Raw genomic sequence first — 17543 nt, 5'->3', positions numbered from 1 at the left:
AACCACTTGTATGATAGTATCTAAACGAGGACTTGTAAAGGTAATCATCCTGCTTGCAATCGTTGATTTGATTGCGGCATTTTGGTATTTCACCCTGCGCATCGAGAGCAGTGGCGAGAGCCGCGACCTGTGGCACCACGACAATGTCACCGAGAATGCCGACACCGTCAAAGAAACCTCGATGGTTGACACATTCCAGTTGGCACATCAACGGCGATACTTCATCACTACAACACCATCGTTGACCAACAATCCTAGTTCGAAATTGCTCTGCATCAAGGTCGTCAAGGCACGGTTGCCCATCACCATCAACGGCAACGACAGCCTAGACCGTCTCAACGAAGCAATCGTCGAGAAAGCATTTGACCAGAAAACGTGCAACATCACCAACGCTATCTCCGCCTACCTCAACACGCCCAAATTCATAGGGAACAATGTGGACCAGCCCTACGTTTGCATCGACTCATTGCCCGTGAAGCACCCCGAGTTCACCAATGCGCTCAGCGTGCTCATCTTCCCGCGCATCACTTCAAATCGCCTCCTGGTGTTTGAGATAGACCATTGGCACACAGCAGGCAACACATCGACTGCAACAAGCTCCTACATTCACTACGACCGCGTTGCACAACACGTGATTCCCACGGAAGAGATACTCCAATCGGGCGAAGACCACGTTGTGCTAGCACTCATCAATGACAAAATTGAGTACCTCAACCGCAAGAAGAACCTCTCGCTTCTCAAAGCATCGCGAGTGCCTGCCGAGATGTGCGTGATGCGCACAGGCATTTCGTTCATGTTTCCGCCGGGCGAGATAGCCCAGCCTGGTGAAGGCGAGATAGAAATTCTAGTGCCACACGACAAAATCAAGTCATCGCTCTCCCCGTCGTTCCTCAACATCATGAACAACAACTCCGGCTGGTGGACCTACAAGCGCATCGACTGATGCCCATCAAAGACTTGATGCGTCTCTCAACTCTCGGCCCCACATACATTGAGGGCACAGAGGTTTATGTTTTCAAAAATGGGGCTCCCCTCCGGGGGAAAATGTAGTTTCTTATTTTATCAGGTTATTAAGTTCATCTACCGACAACCCTGTGTTTTTTGCCACAAACTCAATATCTAAACCGTTTTCAATTAAGTTCTTGGCGATTGTAATTGACGCATTCAGTTCGCCTTCAGCACGTCCTTCAGCGCGTCCTTCAGCACGTCCTTCAGCACGTCCTTGGGCACGTCCTTGGGCGTGGCCCTCGGCTCGTCCTTCCTTCATTGCGGTGCTAATCACGTCATTCTGAATCATCACTGCCTCGATGTGCTTGTCATAGGCAACCTTCTCGGTCTTATTCATTGCCATGTATTCCAGTTTTTTCTTGGCTTCTTGCAGACCTGGTGCGGTGGTGTTGTCGTCGATATCTCCATCCTTGAGATATTTCAGCCATTCTTCAAGATGAGTCTCGGCAATTTTGTTGAAAGCATTCACGCGCACCAAATAATACTCGGGGAATACCTCCTCGGGTGCCTTCATGTTGATTACATTCTTCTCCTTTGTCGTGATTTGAAGCGTGTCATGCTTGGTCACACCTGTAAATACCGTCTGTCCGCGATACACATAATCCTCACCCTTGCCAAGGTCAAAATACAATATACTTATTGAATAGACTTTTTTGACCTGGTCGTAGGTATTTCCTAGGTTGATGTGCTCTGTAATCGTCTTTGCAACTCCATAAAGGATGCGTTCAAGATAATACAACTCGCGGGTGAGCTGTATCTCCACAATGACAATCTCATCATGGCTGTTTTTAGCCTTGATATCCACACGGTTAAATTTGTCGCTGGGGTCATCCTGATTGCTTTCGCTCTCCAGCAGCTCGATGATGTGCATTTCTTCGCCCAGCAACACCGCTATGAGTCCTTCCAGGATACTGAAATTGGCCTTGTCACGCAAAATCTTTTTTGCGGCCCAGTCAAATCTGATGTAACGATTGTTTGCCATAGTCCTTTATTATTTGCTTTTAACATTGCAAAGTAACAACTTTATTGCTACAATTCCAAATCTTTTATCGAAATTCTTATCTTCCATGAGCAAATACGCTCCATGCTATATCTCACGTTCTTGCCCGCCCTGGACAACAGCGATGGCTGGTGGAACTACAAACGCCTAAAATGGTAGTATTGCAATACTTATTTGATTGGTAGGATTGGTTAGGTTAAAAATGTGTATGTATTTTTTTACCCAGGAATGACCAATATTCAAAGAAAATGATTACCTTTGTGTGGTAAAGAGTGCGAATAGAAACGTAACACAAGTGTAAAATAAAATATTATACAATTATGGCAACATCAACAACACAACAGCCGACAAGTCCTTTGGATGCACTAATGGCACACTTTGCATCATCATCAAAGAGTGTACAGCGTGCATTCACTAAATATATTATTGAGACAAATGCTGAGGAAGTAGAAACACGTCGCCAGCAGATAATGGTTAGGGAGAGCCTTAAACAGGCTTTCCAAGAGTTAAAGGAAGGCAAGGCTCGTCCTGTTGAAGAACTCTTAAACGAGTTCTGAACCACTCAAACTATTATGAAAGTAAGCATCAATACAATTCCTGAGTTTGACCGCAGGGCAAAGCGATTGGCAAAGAAGTATAAATCACTCAAATCGGATTTGCAACAACTCGTCAACACTCTACGTCAAACGCCGACACTTGGTACTGACCTTGGTGCGGGAATTTATAAGGTTCGTCTTGCTATAGCATCGAAAGGTCGCGGAAAAAGTGGCGGAGGGCGTGTGATCACCTTTACAGTTAAGCTCGCTGAACCTGATTGTTATGATGTGACACTTCTCACAATCTATGACAAAAGTGAAATTTCCAATGTCACAGATGCTTACATTAAAGAATTGCTACGTTTTTTGCAAGAATAAGATTGAAAAAACACAAAGTCAAACAATTAATTTTTAACTGATTAGTCATTGATACAGCATTGACACTACGAAACAGAAATAACAAACATTAAACAGAAGAACGGTACACCATGTGTGCAGCCACTTCACCGACGTATTAATCAAAACAAATTATTAACACGAAGGTAAGCATAAACCGTTCGACACTTACATATCTTGAGCAAACTGCTCTTGTTCTCTTCCTATCGAAACGACCAAATTCAAAGGCTATGAGAATAAGCAGCGGTGGGTTCACGCCTCGTTTAGGGCGTGGATTTCTCCGTACTTATCCATAGCAAAGGTTACTTGGTCGTACCTGATAGGAAGGATAAGCGTCGAGAAGTTCGCGCCCCTTCTTTTATTCGAAATCAAACTAAATGAAAAACAAACAAATTTTGGAGTATTGTAACAATCTTTGTACTAACGCTTAGCGCAACAATTGCTTTTTCATCTTGTAATAAGAACGAAGACGGAATTAATGAAACTGGGAATGGCGGAACGAATAAAGGTCACGAATATGTTGACCTCGGATTGCCTTCTGGAACACTTTGAGCTACTTGTAATGTTGGCGCTTCTAATCCCGAGGATTACGGTCTGTACTTTGCTTGGGGCGAGACCAAAGGCTATGCTAAAAGAGTGAGCCATAGTTTCGACTGGACTAACTACAAGTGGAGTAGGAATAACGGTATTATGGCCTACATGACCAAATACTGCACAGATTCAGAATACGGCACAGTAGATAACAAGACCATTCTTGACCCCCAGGACGATGCAGCGACTGCCAACTGGGGTAGTGGATGGCGCATGCCCTCCTTGCAGGAGATAAAAGACCTTTATGACAACAAGTACACCACTGTCGAGTGGGTGACAGTAAATGGTGTTAATGGTAGCAGGATTACGAGCAAGAGCAATGGTAACAGCATTTTCCTGCCCGCCGCAGGCTCCCGTAGCGACACGGACCTCTACAACGAGGGTCACTCCGGGTACTACTGGTCGCGGGAACGTGAAGCGAGAGATGCTTCAGCAGTTTATAGTCTGTGTGTAGGCTCGTACGGCTACATTAAATGGGCGTACAGAGAACGTTGCGAAGGGCTTCTTGTTAGACCTGTGCGTAAATCTTCTGAATAACTGTATTTTCTCCCCAGAAGGGTAACCGCAATCGCTCAGAGGAAGAAATCTCAGCGGTTGTGGGCAAACGGTGAGCAAGGGTGTGCTCGCATCCGCAATGGCATGGTATACTGATTGTCGATTCTGTTGATAGTATTTTCTTATTGCGAGGGTGTTGATACAAGGCACTGGTTTGACGATGGTAATTTCTTGTCCTATCGGACCTTAAAATGGAATGGTTGTGATAGACGTTATTTTGACTCAATACCTAGGCCGAAGAGGGCGTAGTCGTAGAAGATGGGGTCCTCGGGACGCATGGTGCGCAGGGCTTGGGTGATTTCGATCACCGTCTTGCGGTCGTTGGCTCGGCGAGTTGTCAGCCCTAGCGAGCGGGCAGTGTTTCCCACATGCACATCAAGCGGGATGAATAGTTGCGACGGCTTGATAGCGTTCCATACACCCATATCCACGATTCCATCGTCACGCACCAGCCAGCGCAACGCCATGTTGATGCGTTTGAGGGCAGTGTCATCTAGGTGGGTGGGCAGAGTGCGGGAATCAAGCATGCCGCCATTGGCCTGAGAAAACTTGTGCTGCATCAACGCCACTAGTTGCCACGACGGTGTTGCGTCATCACCTACATGATGATGCGTTGCAAAGTCGTTGAGCGACCCATGTGCCGAGTATATGGAGCGCAGTCCGCGCAGCATGTACTTGAAGTTGCGGGCAAAGAAGGTGCGGTGCAGGTTCATGTCGTCGGGCAGCGTTTCGTAGGCACCGTCCATCACATAGGCCAGCGGTTCATGCTGCATTAGGTCCAGCATGCGGTTGCAGTTGTTGCATATCATCTTGCGGTTGCCCCATGCTATGGTAGCCGAGAGCAGCGACACAATCTCGATGTCTTGCAATTTGCCGAACCGACGTGGGAACTGCACCGGATCGCTCTGGGCAAACTCGGGCACATTGATGCGAGTGGCCTCGCGATCAAGCAGTTTTTTGAGGTTTTCGCCAGCGGGTATCATAGCACGAACCATATCGAAGGCACAAACCGCGGCAAGGCATAGAGTTGCACGTCACGCTCGCGCTGGTCGGGGGCATTGCTGCCATCGCCCACGGTGAGTTCACGCATGTGCAACGCCTTGACGATGGCCTTGCGGGCAATCTCGGGCGTGTTGTTGTCCTTGCTCAAATGGCACATGAACACATGGGTAAGTCCAGGGTGATAGTGCTCGCTGATGAACTGCGCCGTCTGCTCGTTGTCGAGATGTCCGCGCTCGCCGCGCACACGGTTTTTAAGATATTCGGGATAATGTCCCTCGTTGAGCATTTTGAGGTCATAGTTGCTCTCAATCATCAGATAATTGGCTTGGCTCATATAGTGGCGTGCGCGCTCTGTGATCACGCCCATGTCGGTTGCCACGACAAAGTGCTTGCCACCCAGGTCGATGTCGAATCCCATGTTGTCGCTTCCGTCGTGCGAAGTCTCGAATGCGGTGATCTTGAAGTCGCCCAGCGTGAACGGTATCTCCTTGAAGATGCTCTCGTGATACTCCTTCACTCGGCGAGAGATGTTGTGGCGGCGCAGCAGGCCATTCAGCACACGGGGAGTGCAGTAGATGCGTATGTGCTTGTAGCGGCGCACTAGTGTGTAAACATAGCGCACGTGGTCCTGATGGTCGTGGGTCAGGACGATGCCCTTGATGTGGCTGGGGGTAATGCCGTTGTGCTTCAAGGTGTCATACACTGTGTCGGCATCGATGCCGGCATCGATAATCACCCCGCCCGCGTCGTTGCCCAGATAGGCACTATTGCCGCTGCTGCCGCTGCCGAAACTGATAAAACGAAATCCCGACGCAGCTTTTCTCGATGCTTGCTGCGCCTGGGTGTCAGGATGTTGGACCTGCTCTTCAAAGTCGTCACTGCCGAATCTGATGGTCTGCTCTCGCGCAGTGTCGCAGTTGACGTGTTTTGTCTTATTGTTGTGTATATTATTCATCAATGTGCTTGGGGCAGACCTCACTTGTAGAGCAAGAAGATGGTGGGCTTCTTGCCATAGTCGTAGGTTGCCTTGCTCCACTCCTTTATAGAGCGGGTGACGATGCTCTCGTTCTCGCCAGTGATGTCGCTTGCCACACACAGTTTGAGGTGTGCAGGCAGTGCCTTGACCATCGTAGCCATGAGGGCATTGTTGCGATAGGGCGTCTCAATGAAGATCTGGGTCTGGTCGCGGTGCATGATGTCATGCTCCATCTCCTTGAATTTTCGAGTGCGGGCCGCGCCATCGATGGGCAGGTAGCCCAGGAAGGCAAAACTCTGTCCGTTAAATCCCGAGCCCATGAGTCCCATGAGGATGCTCGACGGCCCCACCAGAGGTTTCACCTTTAACCCCTTGCGCTGGGCTATGGCCACCACGTCGGCTCCGGGGTCGGCAATAGCGGGGCATCCGGCCTCGCTTATCACTCCCATGGCATGACCTGCCTCTAACGGGGCTAGGTAAGAGGCGATGTCCTTGGGGTCGGTGTGGCGGTTGAGCTCATAGAACGTGAGTTCGTCGATGTTGATGTCGCGGTCGCACTTTTTGAGGAAACGGCGCGCCGAGCGCACATTCTCTACGATAAAATGCTTGATTTCGCGCACAACAGCAACGTTGACGGCGGGCAAAACCGTCGTCAAATCACCCTCACTGAGTTGAACAGGCACAAGGTATAGCGCTTTCTCTATCGTCATAATGTGCAAAGGTAGCAAAAAACAATGAACCACCCGCTACACTCCGTCACAAATTTTCTTAAAAACTCCCATATTGCCCCTATCGCTATTGAATTATCGCCTTTCACGCCGCAAGAAAGCCCCTGTGCAAGGAAAAGAGTGGCTTTTATTTTTTTCTTTTGAGAAAAAAGAGTAACTTTGCAGTTAGCGAACTGAATAACAAATGATGAAAAAGAAAATTATCACAAGCAAGATATTATTGGCCCTGACCGCGGGGATGTTGTCCCTTGGTGCTTGGGCGCAGGAATTTGACGCTGCGGGACTGCGCTTCAACGTGGTGAACGACCGCGAAGCCGAGGTCGTGCAGTCGTGGGCCGATGGCGCTAGCCGTTATAGCGGTGTGGTGCTTATTCCCGAGACTGTGAACTATGCAGGCGACAACTATCTGGTCACTGGCATCGCCGCCGAGGCATTCTCGCACTCAGGCGTGACCGAGGTGCAGATTCCCAATAGTGTCACTTCTATCGGCGAGAGTGCTTTTGCCTATGCCGAGAGCCTGCGCAGCATCACCCTCCCGCTCAATCTCCACACGGTGAGCAAGACCATGCTCGCCGGCACTGCCATCGAGAATATTGCTATCCCCGAAGGCGTGACCACCATAGGTTACGGCGCATTCCAGTCGTGCTCACAGCTGCGCACCGTGATGTTGCCCTCTACGCTGTCGCTCATCGACGCCTATGGTTTCAACAACTGCCACAACCTGTTTGAAATATATTGCGCTGCCCCCACGCCTCCCAAGGCTAGTGGCTGGGCTATCTTCATAGGGTTGAGCGGCATTGACGTGATTTTGCCCGATGACGAGGCTGTGGAAGCCTATGCCAATAACTCGGTGTGGGGCGATAGCGAGACCTTCTCGCTGTGGACCGATGAGGATATCTCAGTGTCGATGATGCTCACGGGCGAAACATTCCGCAACAACTGGATGAAGGTACCCCTGGGCAACAATCTCGCTTACCGCATCTATGGCGAGGACGGCGAGCAAATGGCGCTCACAGCTGCCGACCACTACTACTTCGCCATCCCCAACCATCCCGTAGATTTTGTGGTAGTGCCCACCAACATGATTAACGACTGCGACGACCAGTTTGAAATCACCATAGGAGAATACTCTTATGTTGAACAAATCGAGGACGAGCACCCCAATATTCATGTGATTGATGGCACAATCTACATCAGCGGTGACAACCATGGCAAGTGGACCACCGTGTATGACGCCTACGGCAACTTGTGGTACCAGCGCCCGTCGATCAACAACGTGATCAGCGACCTGCCACGCAACCGAGTATATATCGTTATCGTGGGCAACTACGTGAAAAAAGTATTCCTATGATTGACGCCGACCATCGATTCATGAAAATGGCTCTCGACGAGGCCCATCGTGCCGCCGAGCGCGACGAGGTGCCCATAGGGGCAGTCATCGTGAGCAACGGGCAAGTTGTGGCACGAGGTCACAACCTCACCGAGACGCTCACCGATGTCACCGCCCATGCCGAGATGCAAGCCATCACCGCAGCAGCCGGAACCCTGGGCGGCAAATATCTCACTGGATGCACGCTATATGTGACCGTGGAGCCTTGCCTCATGTGCGCTGGCGCCCTGGGGTGGAGCCAGATTTCACGCATCGTCTATGGTGCGGCCGACGACAAGCGTGGGTACCACACCTTCTGCACCAATCCGTTCCACAAGAAAACTGTGATTGATAGCGGTGTCATGGCCAAGGAATGCAGCGAACTAATGACCGAGTTTTTTAAGAAAAAAAGATAACATCTAAACACGATGAATATGTCAAAATTGAGTACAAGACTTATCATGCTCCTCATGGCATTCATGGCCATGAGCAGTACAGTGTGGGCTCAGGACTTTGAAGCCCAGCCACAAGCCGACACCATCACGGTGAAATCGGCAAAGATGAACCGCGCCATCAAGTGCACTGTGGTCGTGCCCGAGCAATATTTCGACGCCGATCTTCAAGAAGACCAGTACCCAGTGCTCTATCTGCTGCACGGCGCCGACGGCAGTTACCGCGACTGGCCCAAGAAGGCCAATCTTGATGACCTGGCTAGCAACTACTCGGTGATCATCGTGTGTCCCGACGGACAGGACAGCTGGTATTTCGATTCGCCAGTAGATCCTTCGTTCCAGTTTGAGACATTCATCAGCAAGGAACTTGTTGAGTACATCGACACTCACTTCCGCACCTTGCGTTCACCTGGTTATCGTGCCATCACTGGTTTGAGCATGGGCGGTCACGGAGCATTGTGGGTGGGACTTCGTCACCCCGAGGTGTTTGGCTCTTGCGGAAGCATGAGCGGCGGCGTGGACATCACCAAGTTCCCCAACCGCTGGAAACTCGACAAGCGTCTGGGTAAATACGAGGACAACAAGCAGGTGTGGGCCGACCACGCTGTCATCAACCTCGTGGACAAGATTAAACCCGGCCAGAACATCATCATCGATGACGGATGCGATGACTTCTTCTACGATGTGAACATGAACTTGCACAAGGCGTTGCTCGACCGCAAAGTGAAACACGACTTCACCATTCGCCCTGGCAACCATTCTTGGAGCTACTGGGTGAACTCTCTTGATTATCACATGTTGTTCTTCGCCAAGGCGTTTGACCAAGCACAATAAACCTGTCTCCTGTTATGTTTACGCAGTCATCACTCAAATACCTGGCGTTGCATGCGCTGATGCTGCTGGCACTGGTGTGCAGCAGTTGCAAGAACTCGACCCCGGCGACATCGCATGAAACCGCGGCCGAGGTCAAGACACAAGCGGCGGTGCAGCACCCCAGCGACACATTGCCCGCTCCCACCCAGGTGCAGAGCGTGGTCACCGTGCACAGCGGCAAGATGAAACGTGACATTGACAACACCATCACTCTGCCGCAAGGATATCTTGCCCAGGGTGACAACACTTGCTATCCGGTGGTGTATCTGCTGCACGGATATGGCGATACGCACGCTTCGTGGTCGCAGAAGTTTGACCTCAAGGACGCTGCTACCAAGCACGGTGTGATTATCGTGTGCCCCGACGGTCAAAACAGCTGGTATCTCGACTCGCCCGTTGACTCGACTATGCAATTTGAAACCTACGTGGCAACCGAACTGGTCAACTACATTGACACCCATTACCGCACCCGTGCCGACAAGGCTTCACGCGCCATCACCGGATTGAGCATGGGCGGCCACGGTGCATTGTTCCTGGCCATGCGTCACCCCGAGGTGTTCGGGTCGTGCGGTAGCATGAGCGGCGGCGTGGATATCACAAAATTCCCCGACCGATGGATGCTTGACAAGCGGCTCGGCAAATATGCCGCCAACAAAAAGGCATGGGCCGACCATTCTGTGATTAATCTAGTGGCAAGACTCAAACCTGGCCAACTCAATATCATAGTGGACGACGGCAGTCAGGACTTCTTCTATGAAGTCAACATGGCACTGCATGCTGCCCTCGACAAGCAAGGCATCAAGCACGATTTCAGCACGCGTCCTGGCAACCACTCGTGGAAATATTGGTGTGAGTCTCTGCCTAAACACCTTGATTTCTTTGACCAAGCGTTTGCAGGAAAAGAGGTTGTGTGCAAGACATCTATTAACAAGTCTCCGACTTCTCCCCAAGCCGCTAGCAGCGACACAATAAAAAAGAAAACAAATAATTAATACTATATAGCCATGGCTGATTTTTATTATCTAACCAACAACAATGAGCAACAAGGTCCTGTAAGTAAGGATGCGCTCAAAAATGTAATCAAACCAGAGACTCTCGTGTGGCGTGCCGGTTTAAGCAACTGGGTGCCTGCCGACTCTCTTGACGAATTGAAAGACTTGTTCCAACCCGCTCCTGCGGCTCCCGCCGCAGCCCCTGCACCCGCGGCAGAGGAAACGGTAATCATAGAAAAATCGGAACCTGCGGCTCCCGCTGCTGCCCCTGCACCCGCGGCACCTGCTGCTAACCCTGCACCTGCGGCACCTGCTGCCAAGCCCGCACCCGCGGCACCTGTTGCCAAACCCGCTCCTGCGGCACCTGCTGCCAAGCCCGCTCCTGCAGCTCCTGTTGCTGCCAAGCCCGCTCCTGCAGCTCCTGTTGCAGCCAAGCCCGCTCCCGCTGCTCCCGTTGCTGCCAAGCCCGCTCCCGCTGCTCCCGTTGCAGCCAAGCCCGCACCCGCTGTTCCCGTTGCCGCCAAGCCCGCTCCCGCTGCTCCTGTTGCAGCCAAACCCGCACCCGCGGCACCCGTTGCAGCCAAGCCCGCACCCGCTGCTCCCGCTAAACCTGCACCTGTCAAGCCCGCTCCGGCTCCCAAGCCGGTAACTGCATCAACATCTGCCGTGCAGCCTCCCAAAAAGAGCAACAAGAATCTCTTTATTATTGGTGGTATCGTTGGTGGTATTCTCCTCTTGGTCATTATCGGCATTGTAGGAACAGCAATCTGGTGGTACACTGCTCAAAAGAATTTAGACGATTATAATTACAGCACCGACACCGAAGAGGTTGTATATAACGACTATGAAGAGCAAGCCGAGGAAGCTGCTCCCGTCGAGGAAGTGCGCAAGGGTTTTGAAGAGGTTGACATGCCGCCTGCTGGGCAATTCAACATGGGTATCGAGCTCGCCAACATGGCAGCCGGTAAGAACTTTGCCGGAACCTACAAAGGCATGACTGTGGGCGACTTTGACGACATCTCTTATAAACTTACCAAAGCCGGCAAGCAGATGAAATATGACCGCGATGGCTACCGCTTCCAGTTCTTCTTTGACGGTAGCGTTACCGATGACAGCTCTACTATCACAGGTGTGGCAGTGAGCTCCGACCTCACAGGTCAGCCTGCGTCAAAATATGACCTGGTAACAGACTTTGAGGACGTTCTCGAAGAAATGACCCTGAGCAAATCGGGCAACAACTACATCACCAACATCGATTCATACGTTTCATGCGGTTACGTGGGTTCTCGTTTCTACGTTTATTACTACTACGAGAACGCTCCCGACAAGAGCCCTGCTCCCCGCAAATAACGCATTCACTGGCAATTAAAAAATTATTACATGGCTATACACTCAAAGCCAAGGATTCTCATCATCTACACCGGGGGCACTATCGGCATGATTGAGGACGAAGGCACGCACTCTCTGCGGCCATTTGACTTCACGCATCTCATCGATAATGTCCCCAAGGTGAAGAAACTGGATTATGACATCGACAACATCCAGTTTGACGCCCCCATCGACAGCGCCAACATGAGTCCCAAGCACTGGGCTGAGATTGCGCGCGCTATCGAGGACAACTATGACAAGTACGACGGTTTCGTAGTGCTTCACGGCACCGACACCATGGCGTTCACTGCCTCGGCGTTGAGCTTCATGCTCGAGAACCTGCACAAGCCTGTCATCATCACCGGCTCGCAGCTCCCCATAGGCGAAGTGCGAACCGACGGCGAGGAAAACCTCATCACAGCCCTGCAGGTTGCTGCTGCAACCGATGCAACAGGATCGCCCATGGTGCAGGAGGTTGCAATCCTCTTTGAGAACTACCTGTGGCGAGGTAACCGCAGCACAAAGATGAGCGCCGACAACTTCAACGCTTTCAAGAGCAACAATTACCCTGCGCTGGCCCACATAGGCCTGGGCATCGCATTCAACACCGAGGCCCTGTACCGCTCACCCTCTAAACGACCGCTCAAGGTGCATTATGACATGGACCCCAACGTGATGTTTGTGGAACTCCATCCAGGCATCACCGAGGGCACGCTCAAGTATCTGCTCAACACTCCGGGAATCAAGGGCATTGTGCTCAAGACCTACGGAGCTGGAAACAGCCCCAGCGAGCAATGGTTCACTAATGCCATCAGCGAGGCAACACAGCGCGGAGTGGTAGTGCTCAACGTGTCGCAGTGTGTCAACGGAGGCGTGCACTACGGCCTCTACGAGACCGGCAAACGACTCTCGGCGGCAGGTGCTACAAGCGGCAACGACATCACCAGCGAGGCTGCCATCACCAAGATGATGTATCTCTTCGGACTGGGACTCAACAGCGACAGTGTCAAGAACTACCTAGGCTACTCTTTGTGCGGTGAGATAACAGTGTGATGCCTGATATACGTTATGCAGCAATGAAAAAGGTAAAAATCACGGTGATGCGCATGGCGTGCTACCACGACCTCATCGAGAAATATGAGAACCCCATAGAACATGCCTGCGACATGAAGGTGGGCATGTCCTTTGTGAGCGAGAATGCCACACGGCCGCCAGGCATGTGCGACAGCGCATGGGAAACCCTGAAACCATGGGTCGCCCAACTTGCCAACGGCGGAGGAGATTTCTATGACGGATGGATGAAAAACAAGCACTCGGCAATGCTATCGTGCAACGACGGATTCAGGCCAGTGTCGTTTCTCATCGAAACTATTGAATGAACTTACGGTTAAACCACAATATAAAAAAAACAACGACTACAAATGAAGCATAGATTTCCACTCGAGAAGTTCCAGCAAATGGAAACACCCTTTTACTACTACGACCTGTCTCTGCTAGATGCCACCATCAAGGCCATCAAGAAACAAGTCAAGGACAAACCCTACGTGGTGCATTATGCCGTCAAGGCCAATGGTAACCCCACCATTCTCAGGGCCATCGCAGCCCATGGACTGGGCGTGGATCTGGTGAGCGGCGGCGAGATTGCAGCATCGCTTAAAGCTGGTTTTGACCCTGCCAAGATGGTTTATTCAGGCGTGGGTAAGACCGATTGCGAGATTATTCAGGGCCTCGAAGCTGGAATATATAGTTTCAATGTGGAGTCGATACCTGAACTAGAAGTCATCAACCAGCTGGCACAGGAACGCGGTCTCGTAGCGCCTGTCTCGATACGCGTCAACCCCGACATCGACGCGCACACCCACCGCTACATCACCACTGGCACAGCCGAGGATAAGTTTGGAATCAACATCGAGATGCTTGCCGCAGCCGTGCAGACAGCCCGTAACCTGCCCGCTATATACCTGCGCGGACTCCATTTCCACGTGGGGTCTCAAATCACGCAGATGAAACCCTTCGCCATGCTGTGCGAGAGCGTCAACACACTGCTTGACTACTTCGACCGCCACGACATCACATTTGAGATGATCAACGTGGGCGGCGGTCTGGGCATCGACTATGACTTGCCCGACGTGAACAGGATTCCCGATTTTGAGCACTTCTTCGACACCTTCAGCCGCAACCTCAACCTGCGCGAGGGACAAGAGTTACACTTCGAGTTGGGTCGTTCCATCGTGGCACAGTGCGGGTCACTCATTGCACGTGTGGTATATGTCAAGGAAAACCGCAACAAGAAGTTCGTCATCCTCGACGCAGGCATGACCGACCTCATACGCCCCGCCCTCTACGAGGCGCACCACGTGATCCAGAACCTCACCTCGCAGGACACCGCCAGCGACACCTACGACGTGGTGGGTCCCATCTGCGAGTCGAGCGATGTGTTTGGCCGTGATGAGAAATTGCCCGTGAGCCACCGCGGCGACATCTTCGCCCTGCGCAGCGCCGGTGCCTACGGCGAGTCAATGGCAAGCCAGTACAACATGCGCCGCCTCCCAGGCAACTACTTCGACGAGTAACTCCCAGGACTACGCACCCTCTAAGGGCGACTATTACAAATAAGCCCCTAGAAGTACCACATGGAAAAGAAGACAATCACGCGTGCTCAATGTCTTGAACTTAACGCTATGGCTGAAAGGATTGCTGCCAGGGACTAAACTCAGCCAGCATGCCAAGCGACGAAATCGCTTGGAACGGTAGTTCTACGAATCATAGAGGGCTACCGTTTTGCGACAGTTTTGCTGTCGCATACCCCAAAACAAAGGCACTTGTCTCCTTTTATGGTAGAGGAAACAACAAATGGCATCTCGGTAGCCGGGATGCCATTTGTTGTTTCGTTATGACTGGTTGGGATTGTGTCGTGTGTTAGTTGCCTATGAACAGGTTGGTGTAGTAGCGTGAACCTGTGCAGCTAATCTCGAGAGTCACATATCCGGTGTTGTTGCCGCCAAACCATGTCACGCCACGGTTGTCAATCTCGATGGGAGTGCCATAGACGGCACACAGGTCATGATAGATGCGGTTGTAACGGCTGCGGTCGTTATAGTAGCTTGAGTGGATGAACTGTGCGTTCATCAGGCGTCCGTACTCGTCGTAGCACAGCATCACGTCGGCCCAGGGAAGGTTGAGCATGTTCACGTCACGCAGGTAAACCACGTTGTTGTCATAGCCGTCGATGATGTAACCATTGGTGTACAGGTAGTTGAGCGACACGTTAAAAGTTGCTCCAAAGGTGATGCCCAGGATGCGGTCGATCACAGGCGCGCCGTAGTAGGGGCGGTAACCCACGGGGATGTGGGGACGGTGGTAGCGATAGGGTGCTGGGCGATACATTCTGGCAGGAGGAGGCAACGGACGTGACCAGTCGTTGTGGGCGTGGTTCCAGCTGTAGTGGTCGCGATAGGCGTTGTGTCCGCGGTTGCGGTCATCGCGGTAGTGACTGCTATAATTGTCATGGTTGTTGCGATTGCCATAGTTGTCGCGATTGTTGCCACGGTTATCGCGGTTGTGGTTATCGCGGTTACCATAGTTGTCACGGTTGTTGCCGCGATTGTCAAGGTTGCTGCCGCGGTTGTCGCGGTTGTTGCCACGATTGTCAAGGTTGCTGCCGCGGTTGTCGCGGTTGTTGCCACGGTCGTTAGGTCTAACGGTGCTGTTGTCGTGGCCGCGATCGGTGGGGCGAGTGTTGAAATCGGTGCGGGTGCGAGTCACATCGCGATTTGTCTCACGAGTCACGCTCTCTTGGCGGGCGGGACGCTCACGAGTCACGCTTTCCTGACGGGCGGGACGTTCACGAGTCACGCTTTCCTGACGGGCGGGACGCTCACGAGTCACGCTTTCCTGACGGCTGCCGCCGTTTCCTCTTTCGCGGTTATTCCGCATTTGTGCTGATACCGGACTTGCCATCACCAGGCTACCGGCGAGCGCGAGGCTCATCACCATATTTCTTAAATTAGTAGTCATAACGATTAAGTTCTAGTAGGTTCCACAATGTCTTTTCTTGTTGTTTTAGACTATCAAGCAAGGGTATGGTTTAAAAATGCCCTCTATTTTTTAGGTAAAGCCTATTAATTTAGAGAAAAGATATATTATTCACCTTTCAGGAACAGGCATCCGTCGCCGTAGCTCAGGAACCTGTAGCCATTGTCCATGGCGTGGTCATAGAGGCAACGCCACTTGTCCTCTCCCACAAAGGCTGCCACGAGCAGCAGCAACGTGGATTGAGGCTGGTGGAAATTGGTGATGATTCCGTTCACGATGCGGTAGGTGAAGCCGGGGGCAATCATGAGCTGCGTGCTGCCCATATACACGTTGCTGCCCGTGCGGTCGAGGTAATCAACGATGTTTTGCAACGCCTTGCGTGTGTCTATCTCGCAGGGGGTGGTGTAGGGCATCCACTGCTTCACTGTGAGTTCGTCGCCATCGGCCTGTGGGTTGTGTTCCAGAATCTGCCCCACGTAGTAGAGACTCTCAAGCGTGCGCACAGAAGTGGTTCCCACTGCCACGACAGGACCGTTGCATGCAATGAGTTCCTCGATGAGAGCGCGTTTCACTGCGATGAACTCGTGGTGCATCTCGTGGTCTCCTATGTTCTCACTCTTCACGGGCTGGAATGTGCCGGCACCCACATGCAGTGTGAGTTCGCGGCGCTTGATGCCGCGATGGTCGCACTCGTCGAGCAACTGCTGGGTGAAGTGGAGTCCGGCCGTGGGAGCCGCCACACTGCCGTTGATGTGAGAATACACCGTCTGGTAGTCGTCGCTGTCGCTGCCCTCGGTGCCGCGGTTCAGGTAGGGGGGGATGGGAATCTCGCCTGTGGCTTCAAGCACGCTGGCAAATGTAGCCCCGGCAGTCCAAGTGAACGTGATTTCCCACGAGTTGCCACGGCGCTCGCCGCGTGTGGCGCGCAGGGTCACTGCGGTGCCGTCGATGGTGACCGTCTGCTCCAGGTCGCCCTGTTTCCAGCGCTTGCTATTGCCCACCAGGCATAGCCACGTGCAGGAATCGGTGGTCTGGAAAATCTGCTCATAGTCGCACGGAGTGACCGGCTCAAGACAGAATATCTCAATCACCGAGCCGGTGGCCTTGGCAAAACGCAGGCGTGCATTGATCACGCGCGTGTTGTTATAGATGAGTGTAGTGCCCTCGGGCAGCATGGCCGGCACGTCATAGAAATGGCGGTCATGCACTGTCTCTCCGTCATAGTGCAGCAGTTTGCACTGCTCGCGCTCGGCCAGCGGATGCTTGGCAATGCGCTCATCGGGCAGATCGTAGTTATAGTCACTAATGCTTATATTGCGTATTTTTTCAGCCTTATCCATAGTCAAATTTTTTTCAACTTGCAAAGTTAGTGATTTTTGTGCAAATGTTAAATCTGTGGTTATTTTTTTTGACATAAGAAACGAAAGACGAAAAACGAAAGCAACGATTCCCTGCTACTGTCTAACGGTTTGTTCTATAAACAATTAACGAGATTAATTATTCTAATTACTCAACTTTAGCATTTGATAATAAATATTGCTAATTTATTGTCCGGCAGGACAATACCTGAATAACCCCCACCGCCGAACCGAGCGAAGCGAGCTCGGCAAAGTGAGCAGCGGTAAGTCGGCGAAGCCGGTGCCGCGGATAGCGAACCTTTGC

Annotated in this window: 18 protein-coding genes; 12 read left to right on the top strand and 6 right to left on the bottom strand. The window is 51.8% G+C overall.

Annotated elements, in window-relative coordinates; translation table 11 throughout:
• The first annotated feature begins 10 nt into the window (after positions 1 to 10).
• Positions 11 to 943: a hypothetical protein gene (locus ACKI3C_RS03780; protein WP_407402206.1), complete on the top strand. Its 933-nt coding sequence runs from the start codon at positions 11 to 13 to the stop codon at positions 941 to 943.
• A 111-nt stretch (positions 944 to 1054) separates the two neighbouring features.
• Here the strand turns inward: ACKI3C_RS03780 and ACKI3C_RS03775 are convergent, their stop codons facing one another.
• Complete coding sequence (locus ACKI3C_RS03775) at positions 1055 to 1990, bottom strand: Rpn family recombination-promoting nuclease/putative transposase (protein ID WP_407402204.1); 936 nt, start codon at positions 1988 to 1990, stop codon at positions 1055 to 1057.
• A 338-nt stretch (positions 1991 to 2328) separates the two neighbouring features.
• Between ACKI3C_RS03775 and ACKI3C_RS03770 the strand changes: the two genes are divergently transcribed.
• The 3 genes from ACKI3C_RS03770 to ACKI3C_RS03760 all read left to right on the top strand — a co-directional run bounded on the left by ACKI3C_RS03770 (position 2329) and on the right by ACKI3C_RS03760 (position 4068).
• Positions 2329 to 2565 (top strand): hypothetical protein, encoded by a 237-nt coding sequence (locus ACKI3C_RS03770; protein WP_407402202.1) that lies wholly within the window; start codon positions 2329 to 2331, stop codon positions 2563 to 2565.
• Between the two features lie 15 nt (positions 2566 to 2580).
• Entirely contained in the window at positions 2581 to 2922 is a 342-nt protein-coding gene (locus tag ACKI3C_RS03765; RefSeq protein ID WP_407402200.1) for a type II toxin-antitoxin system RelE/ParE family toxin, read from the top strand.
• 708 nt (positions 2923 to 3630) lie between these two features.
• Complete coding sequence (locus ACKI3C_RS03760; protein WP_407402198.1) at positions 3631 to 4068, top strand: hypothetical protein; 438 nt, start codon at positions 3631 to 3633, stop codon at positions 4066 to 4068.
• Positions 4069 to 4298: 230 nt separating this feature from the next.
• Here ACKI3C_RS03760 and ACKI3C_RS03755 read toward each other — a convergent pair whose 3' ends face one another.
• Genes ACKI3C_RS03755 through ACKI3C_RS03745 form a run of 3 tightly spaced genes read right to left on the bottom strand, consistent with a single transcriptional unit; the run spans position 4299 to position 6774 of the window.
• Positions 4299 to 5081, bottom strand: coding sequence for a TIGR02757 family protein (locus ACKI3C_RS03755; protein ID WP_407402196.1), 783 nt, complete (start codon positions 5079 to 5081; stop codon positions 4299 to 4301).
• Entirely contained in the window at positions 5066 to 6043 is a 978-nt protein-coding gene (locus tag ACKI3C_RS03750) for an MBL fold metallo-hydrolase (protein ID WP_407402194.1), read from the bottom strand. The genes ACKI3C_RS03755 and ACKI3C_RS03750 overlap by 16 nt, the downstream gene beginning before the upstream one ends.
• Positions 6044 to 6063: 20 nt before the next feature.
• On the bottom strand, positions 6064 to 6774 hold the full coding sequence (locus tag ACKI3C_RS03745; RefSeq protein ID WP_407402192.1) for an SAM-dependent methyltransferase: 711 nt from the start codon (positions 6772 to 6774) through the stop codon (positions 6064 to 6066).
• A gap of 202 nt (positions 6775 to 6976) precedes the next feature.
• Here ACKI3C_RS03745 and ACKI3C_RS03740 point away from each other — a divergent pair, with 202 nt between their 5' ends.
• Genes ACKI3C_RS03740 through lysA form a run of 8 tightly spaced genes read left to right on the top strand, consistent with a single transcriptional unit; the run spans position 6977 to position 14419 of the window.
• A complete protein-coding gene (locus ACKI3C_RS03740) occupies positions 6977 to 8143 on the top strand; it encodes a leucine-rich repeat domain-containing protein (protein ID WP_407402190.1) in 1167 nt (388 codons plus the stop codon).
• Positions 8140 to 8577, top strand: coding sequence for a nucleoside deaminase (locus tag ACKI3C_RS03735; protein ID WP_407402188.1), 438 nt, complete (start codon positions 8140 to 8142; stop codon positions 8575 to 8577). The genes ACKI3C_RS03740 and ACKI3C_RS03735 overlap by 4 nt, the downstream gene beginning before the upstream one ends.
• An 18-nt stretch (positions 8578 to 8595) precedes the next feature.
• Positions 8596 to 9447: an alpha/beta hydrolase gene (locus ACKI3C_RS03730; RefSeq protein WP_407402186.1), complete on the top strand. Its 852-nt coding sequence runs from the start codon at positions 8596 to 8598 to the stop codon at positions 9445 to 9447.
• Positions 9448 to 9461: 14 nt separating this feature from the next.
• Positions 9462 to 10478, top strand: coding sequence for an alpha/beta hydrolase (locus ACKI3C_RS03725; protein ID WP_407402184.1), 1017 nt, complete (start codon positions 9462 to 9464; stop codon positions 10476 to 10478).
• Between the two features lie 12 nt (positions 10479 to 10490).
• Positions 10491 to 11828 (top strand): DUF4339 domain-containing protein, encoded by a 1338-nt coding sequence (locus tag ACKI3C_RS03720; RefSeq protein WP_407402182.1) that lies wholly within the window; start codon positions 10491 to 10493, stop codon positions 11826 to 11828.
• A 30-nt stretch (positions 11829 to 11858) separates the two neighbouring features.
• Complete coding sequence (locus ACKI3C_RS03715) at positions 11859 to 12899, top strand: asparaginase (RefSeq protein WP_407402180.1); 1041 nt, start codon at positions 11859 to 11861, stop codon at positions 12897 to 12899.
• Between the two features lie 23 nt (positions 12900 to 12922).
• Positions 12923 to 13225: a TIGR04076 family protein gene (locus ACKI3C_RS03710; RefSeq protein ID WP_407402178.1), complete on the top strand. Its 303-nt coding sequence runs from the start codon at positions 12923 to 12925 to the stop codon at positions 13223 to 13225.
• Positions 13226 to 13267: 42 nt separating this feature from the next.
• Positions 13268 to 14419, top strand: a complete 1152-nt coding sequence (gene lysA, locus ACKI3C_RS03705) for a diaminopimelate decarboxylase (RefSeq protein ID WP_407402176.1) — start codon at positions 13268 to 13270, stop codon at positions 14417 to 14419.
• A 346-nt stretch (positions 14420 to 14765) separates the two neighbouring features.
• Here the strand turns inward: lysA and ACKI3C_RS03700 are convergent, their stop codons facing one another.
• Positions 14766 to 15863 carry a hypothetical protein gene (locus ACKI3C_RS03700; RefSeq protein ID WP_407402174.1) on the bottom strand — a complete coding sequence of 366 codons (1098 nt, stop codon included), beginning with the start codon at positions 15861 to 15863 and terminating at the stop codon, positions 14766 to 14768.
• 125 nt (positions 15864 to 15988) lie between these two features.
• Complete coding sequence (locus tag ACKI3C_RS03695) at positions 15989 to 17221, bottom strand: S-adenosylmethionine:tRNA ribosyltransferase-isomerase (protein ID WP_407402172.1); 1233 nt, start codon at positions 17219 to 17221, stop codon at positions 15989 to 15991.
• Between the last annotated feature and the right edge of the window lie 322 nt (positions 17222 to 17543).

Origin of the sequence: Sodaliphilus sp., assembly GCF_045598405.1 — a bacterium.
Classification (GTDB): Bacteria; Bacteroidota; Bacteroidia; order Bacteroidales; family Muribaculaceae; genus Sodaliphilus; species Sodaliphilus limicaballi.
This window is presented reverse-complemented; position numbering and strand designations above follow the sequence as displayed.

Coding starts and splice junctions, on each gene's coding strand:
- ACKI3C_RS03780 (WP_407402206.1), top strand. CDS start 11: ATGATAGTATCTAAACGAGGACTTGTAAAGGTAATCATCCTGCTTGCA.
- ACKI3C_RS03775 (WP_407402204.1), bottom strand. CDS start 1,990: ATGGCAAACAATCGTTACATCAGATTTGACTGGGCCGCAAAAAAGATT.
- ACKI3C_RS03770 (WP_407402202.1), top strand. CDS start 2,329: ATGGCAACATCAACAACACAACAGCCGACAAGTCCTTTGGATGCACTA.
- ACKI3C_RS03765 (WP_407402200.1), top strand. CDS start 2,581: ATGAAAGTAAGCATCAATACAATTCCTGAGTTTGACCGCAGGGCAAAG.
- ACKI3C_RS03760 (WP_407402198.1), top strand. CDS start 3,631: ATGGCCTACATGACCAAATACTGCACAGATTCAGAATACGGCACAGTA.
- ACKI3C_RS03755 (WP_407402196.1), bottom strand. CDS start 5,081: ATGGTTCGTGCTATGATACCCGCTGGCGAAAACCTCAAAAAACTGCTT.
- ACKI3C_RS03750 (WP_407402194.1), bottom strand. CDS start 6,043: ATGAATAATATACACAACAATAAGACAAAACACGTCAACTGCGACACT.
- ACKI3C_RS03745 (WP_407402192.1), bottom strand. CDS start 6,774: ATGACGATAGAGAAAGCGCTATACCTTGTGCCTGTTCAACTCAGTGAG.
- ACKI3C_RS03740 (WP_407402190.1), top strand. CDS start 6,977: ATGATGAAAAAGAAAATTATCACAAGCAAGATATTATTGGCCCTGACC.
- ACKI3C_RS03735 (WP_407402188.1), top strand. CDS start 8,140: ATGATTGACGCCGACCATCGATTCATGAAAATGGCTCTCGACGAGGCC.
- ACKI3C_RS03730 (WP_407402186.1), top strand. CDS start 8,596: ATGTCAAAATTGAGTACAAGACTTATCATGCTCCTCATGGCATTCATG.
- ACKI3C_RS03725 (WP_407402184.1), top strand. CDS start 9,462: ATGTTTACGCAGTCATCACTCAAATACCTGGCGTTGCATGCGCTGATG.
- ACKI3C_RS03720 (WP_407402182.1), top strand. CDS start 10,491: ATGGCTGATTTTTATTATCTAACCAACAACAATGAGCAACAAGGTCCT.
- ACKI3C_RS03715 (WP_407402180.1), top strand. CDS start 11,859: ATGGCTATACACTCAAAGCCAAGGATTCTCATCATCTACACCGGGGGC.
- ACKI3C_RS03710 (WP_407402178.1), top strand. CDS start 12,923: ATGAAAAAGGTAAAAATCACGGTGATGCGCATGGCGTGCTACCACGAC.
- lysA (WP_407402176.1), top strand. CDS start 13,268: ATGAAGCATAGATTTCCACTCGAGAAGTTCCAGCAAATGGAAACACCC.
- ACKI3C_RS03700 (WP_407402174.1), bottom strand. CDS start 15,863: ATGACTACTAATTTAAGAAATATGGTGATGAGCCTCGCGCTCGCCGGT.
- ACKI3C_RS03695 (WP_407402172.1), bottom strand. CDS start 17,221: ATGGATAAGGCTGAAAAAATACGCAATATAAGCATTAGTGACTATAAC.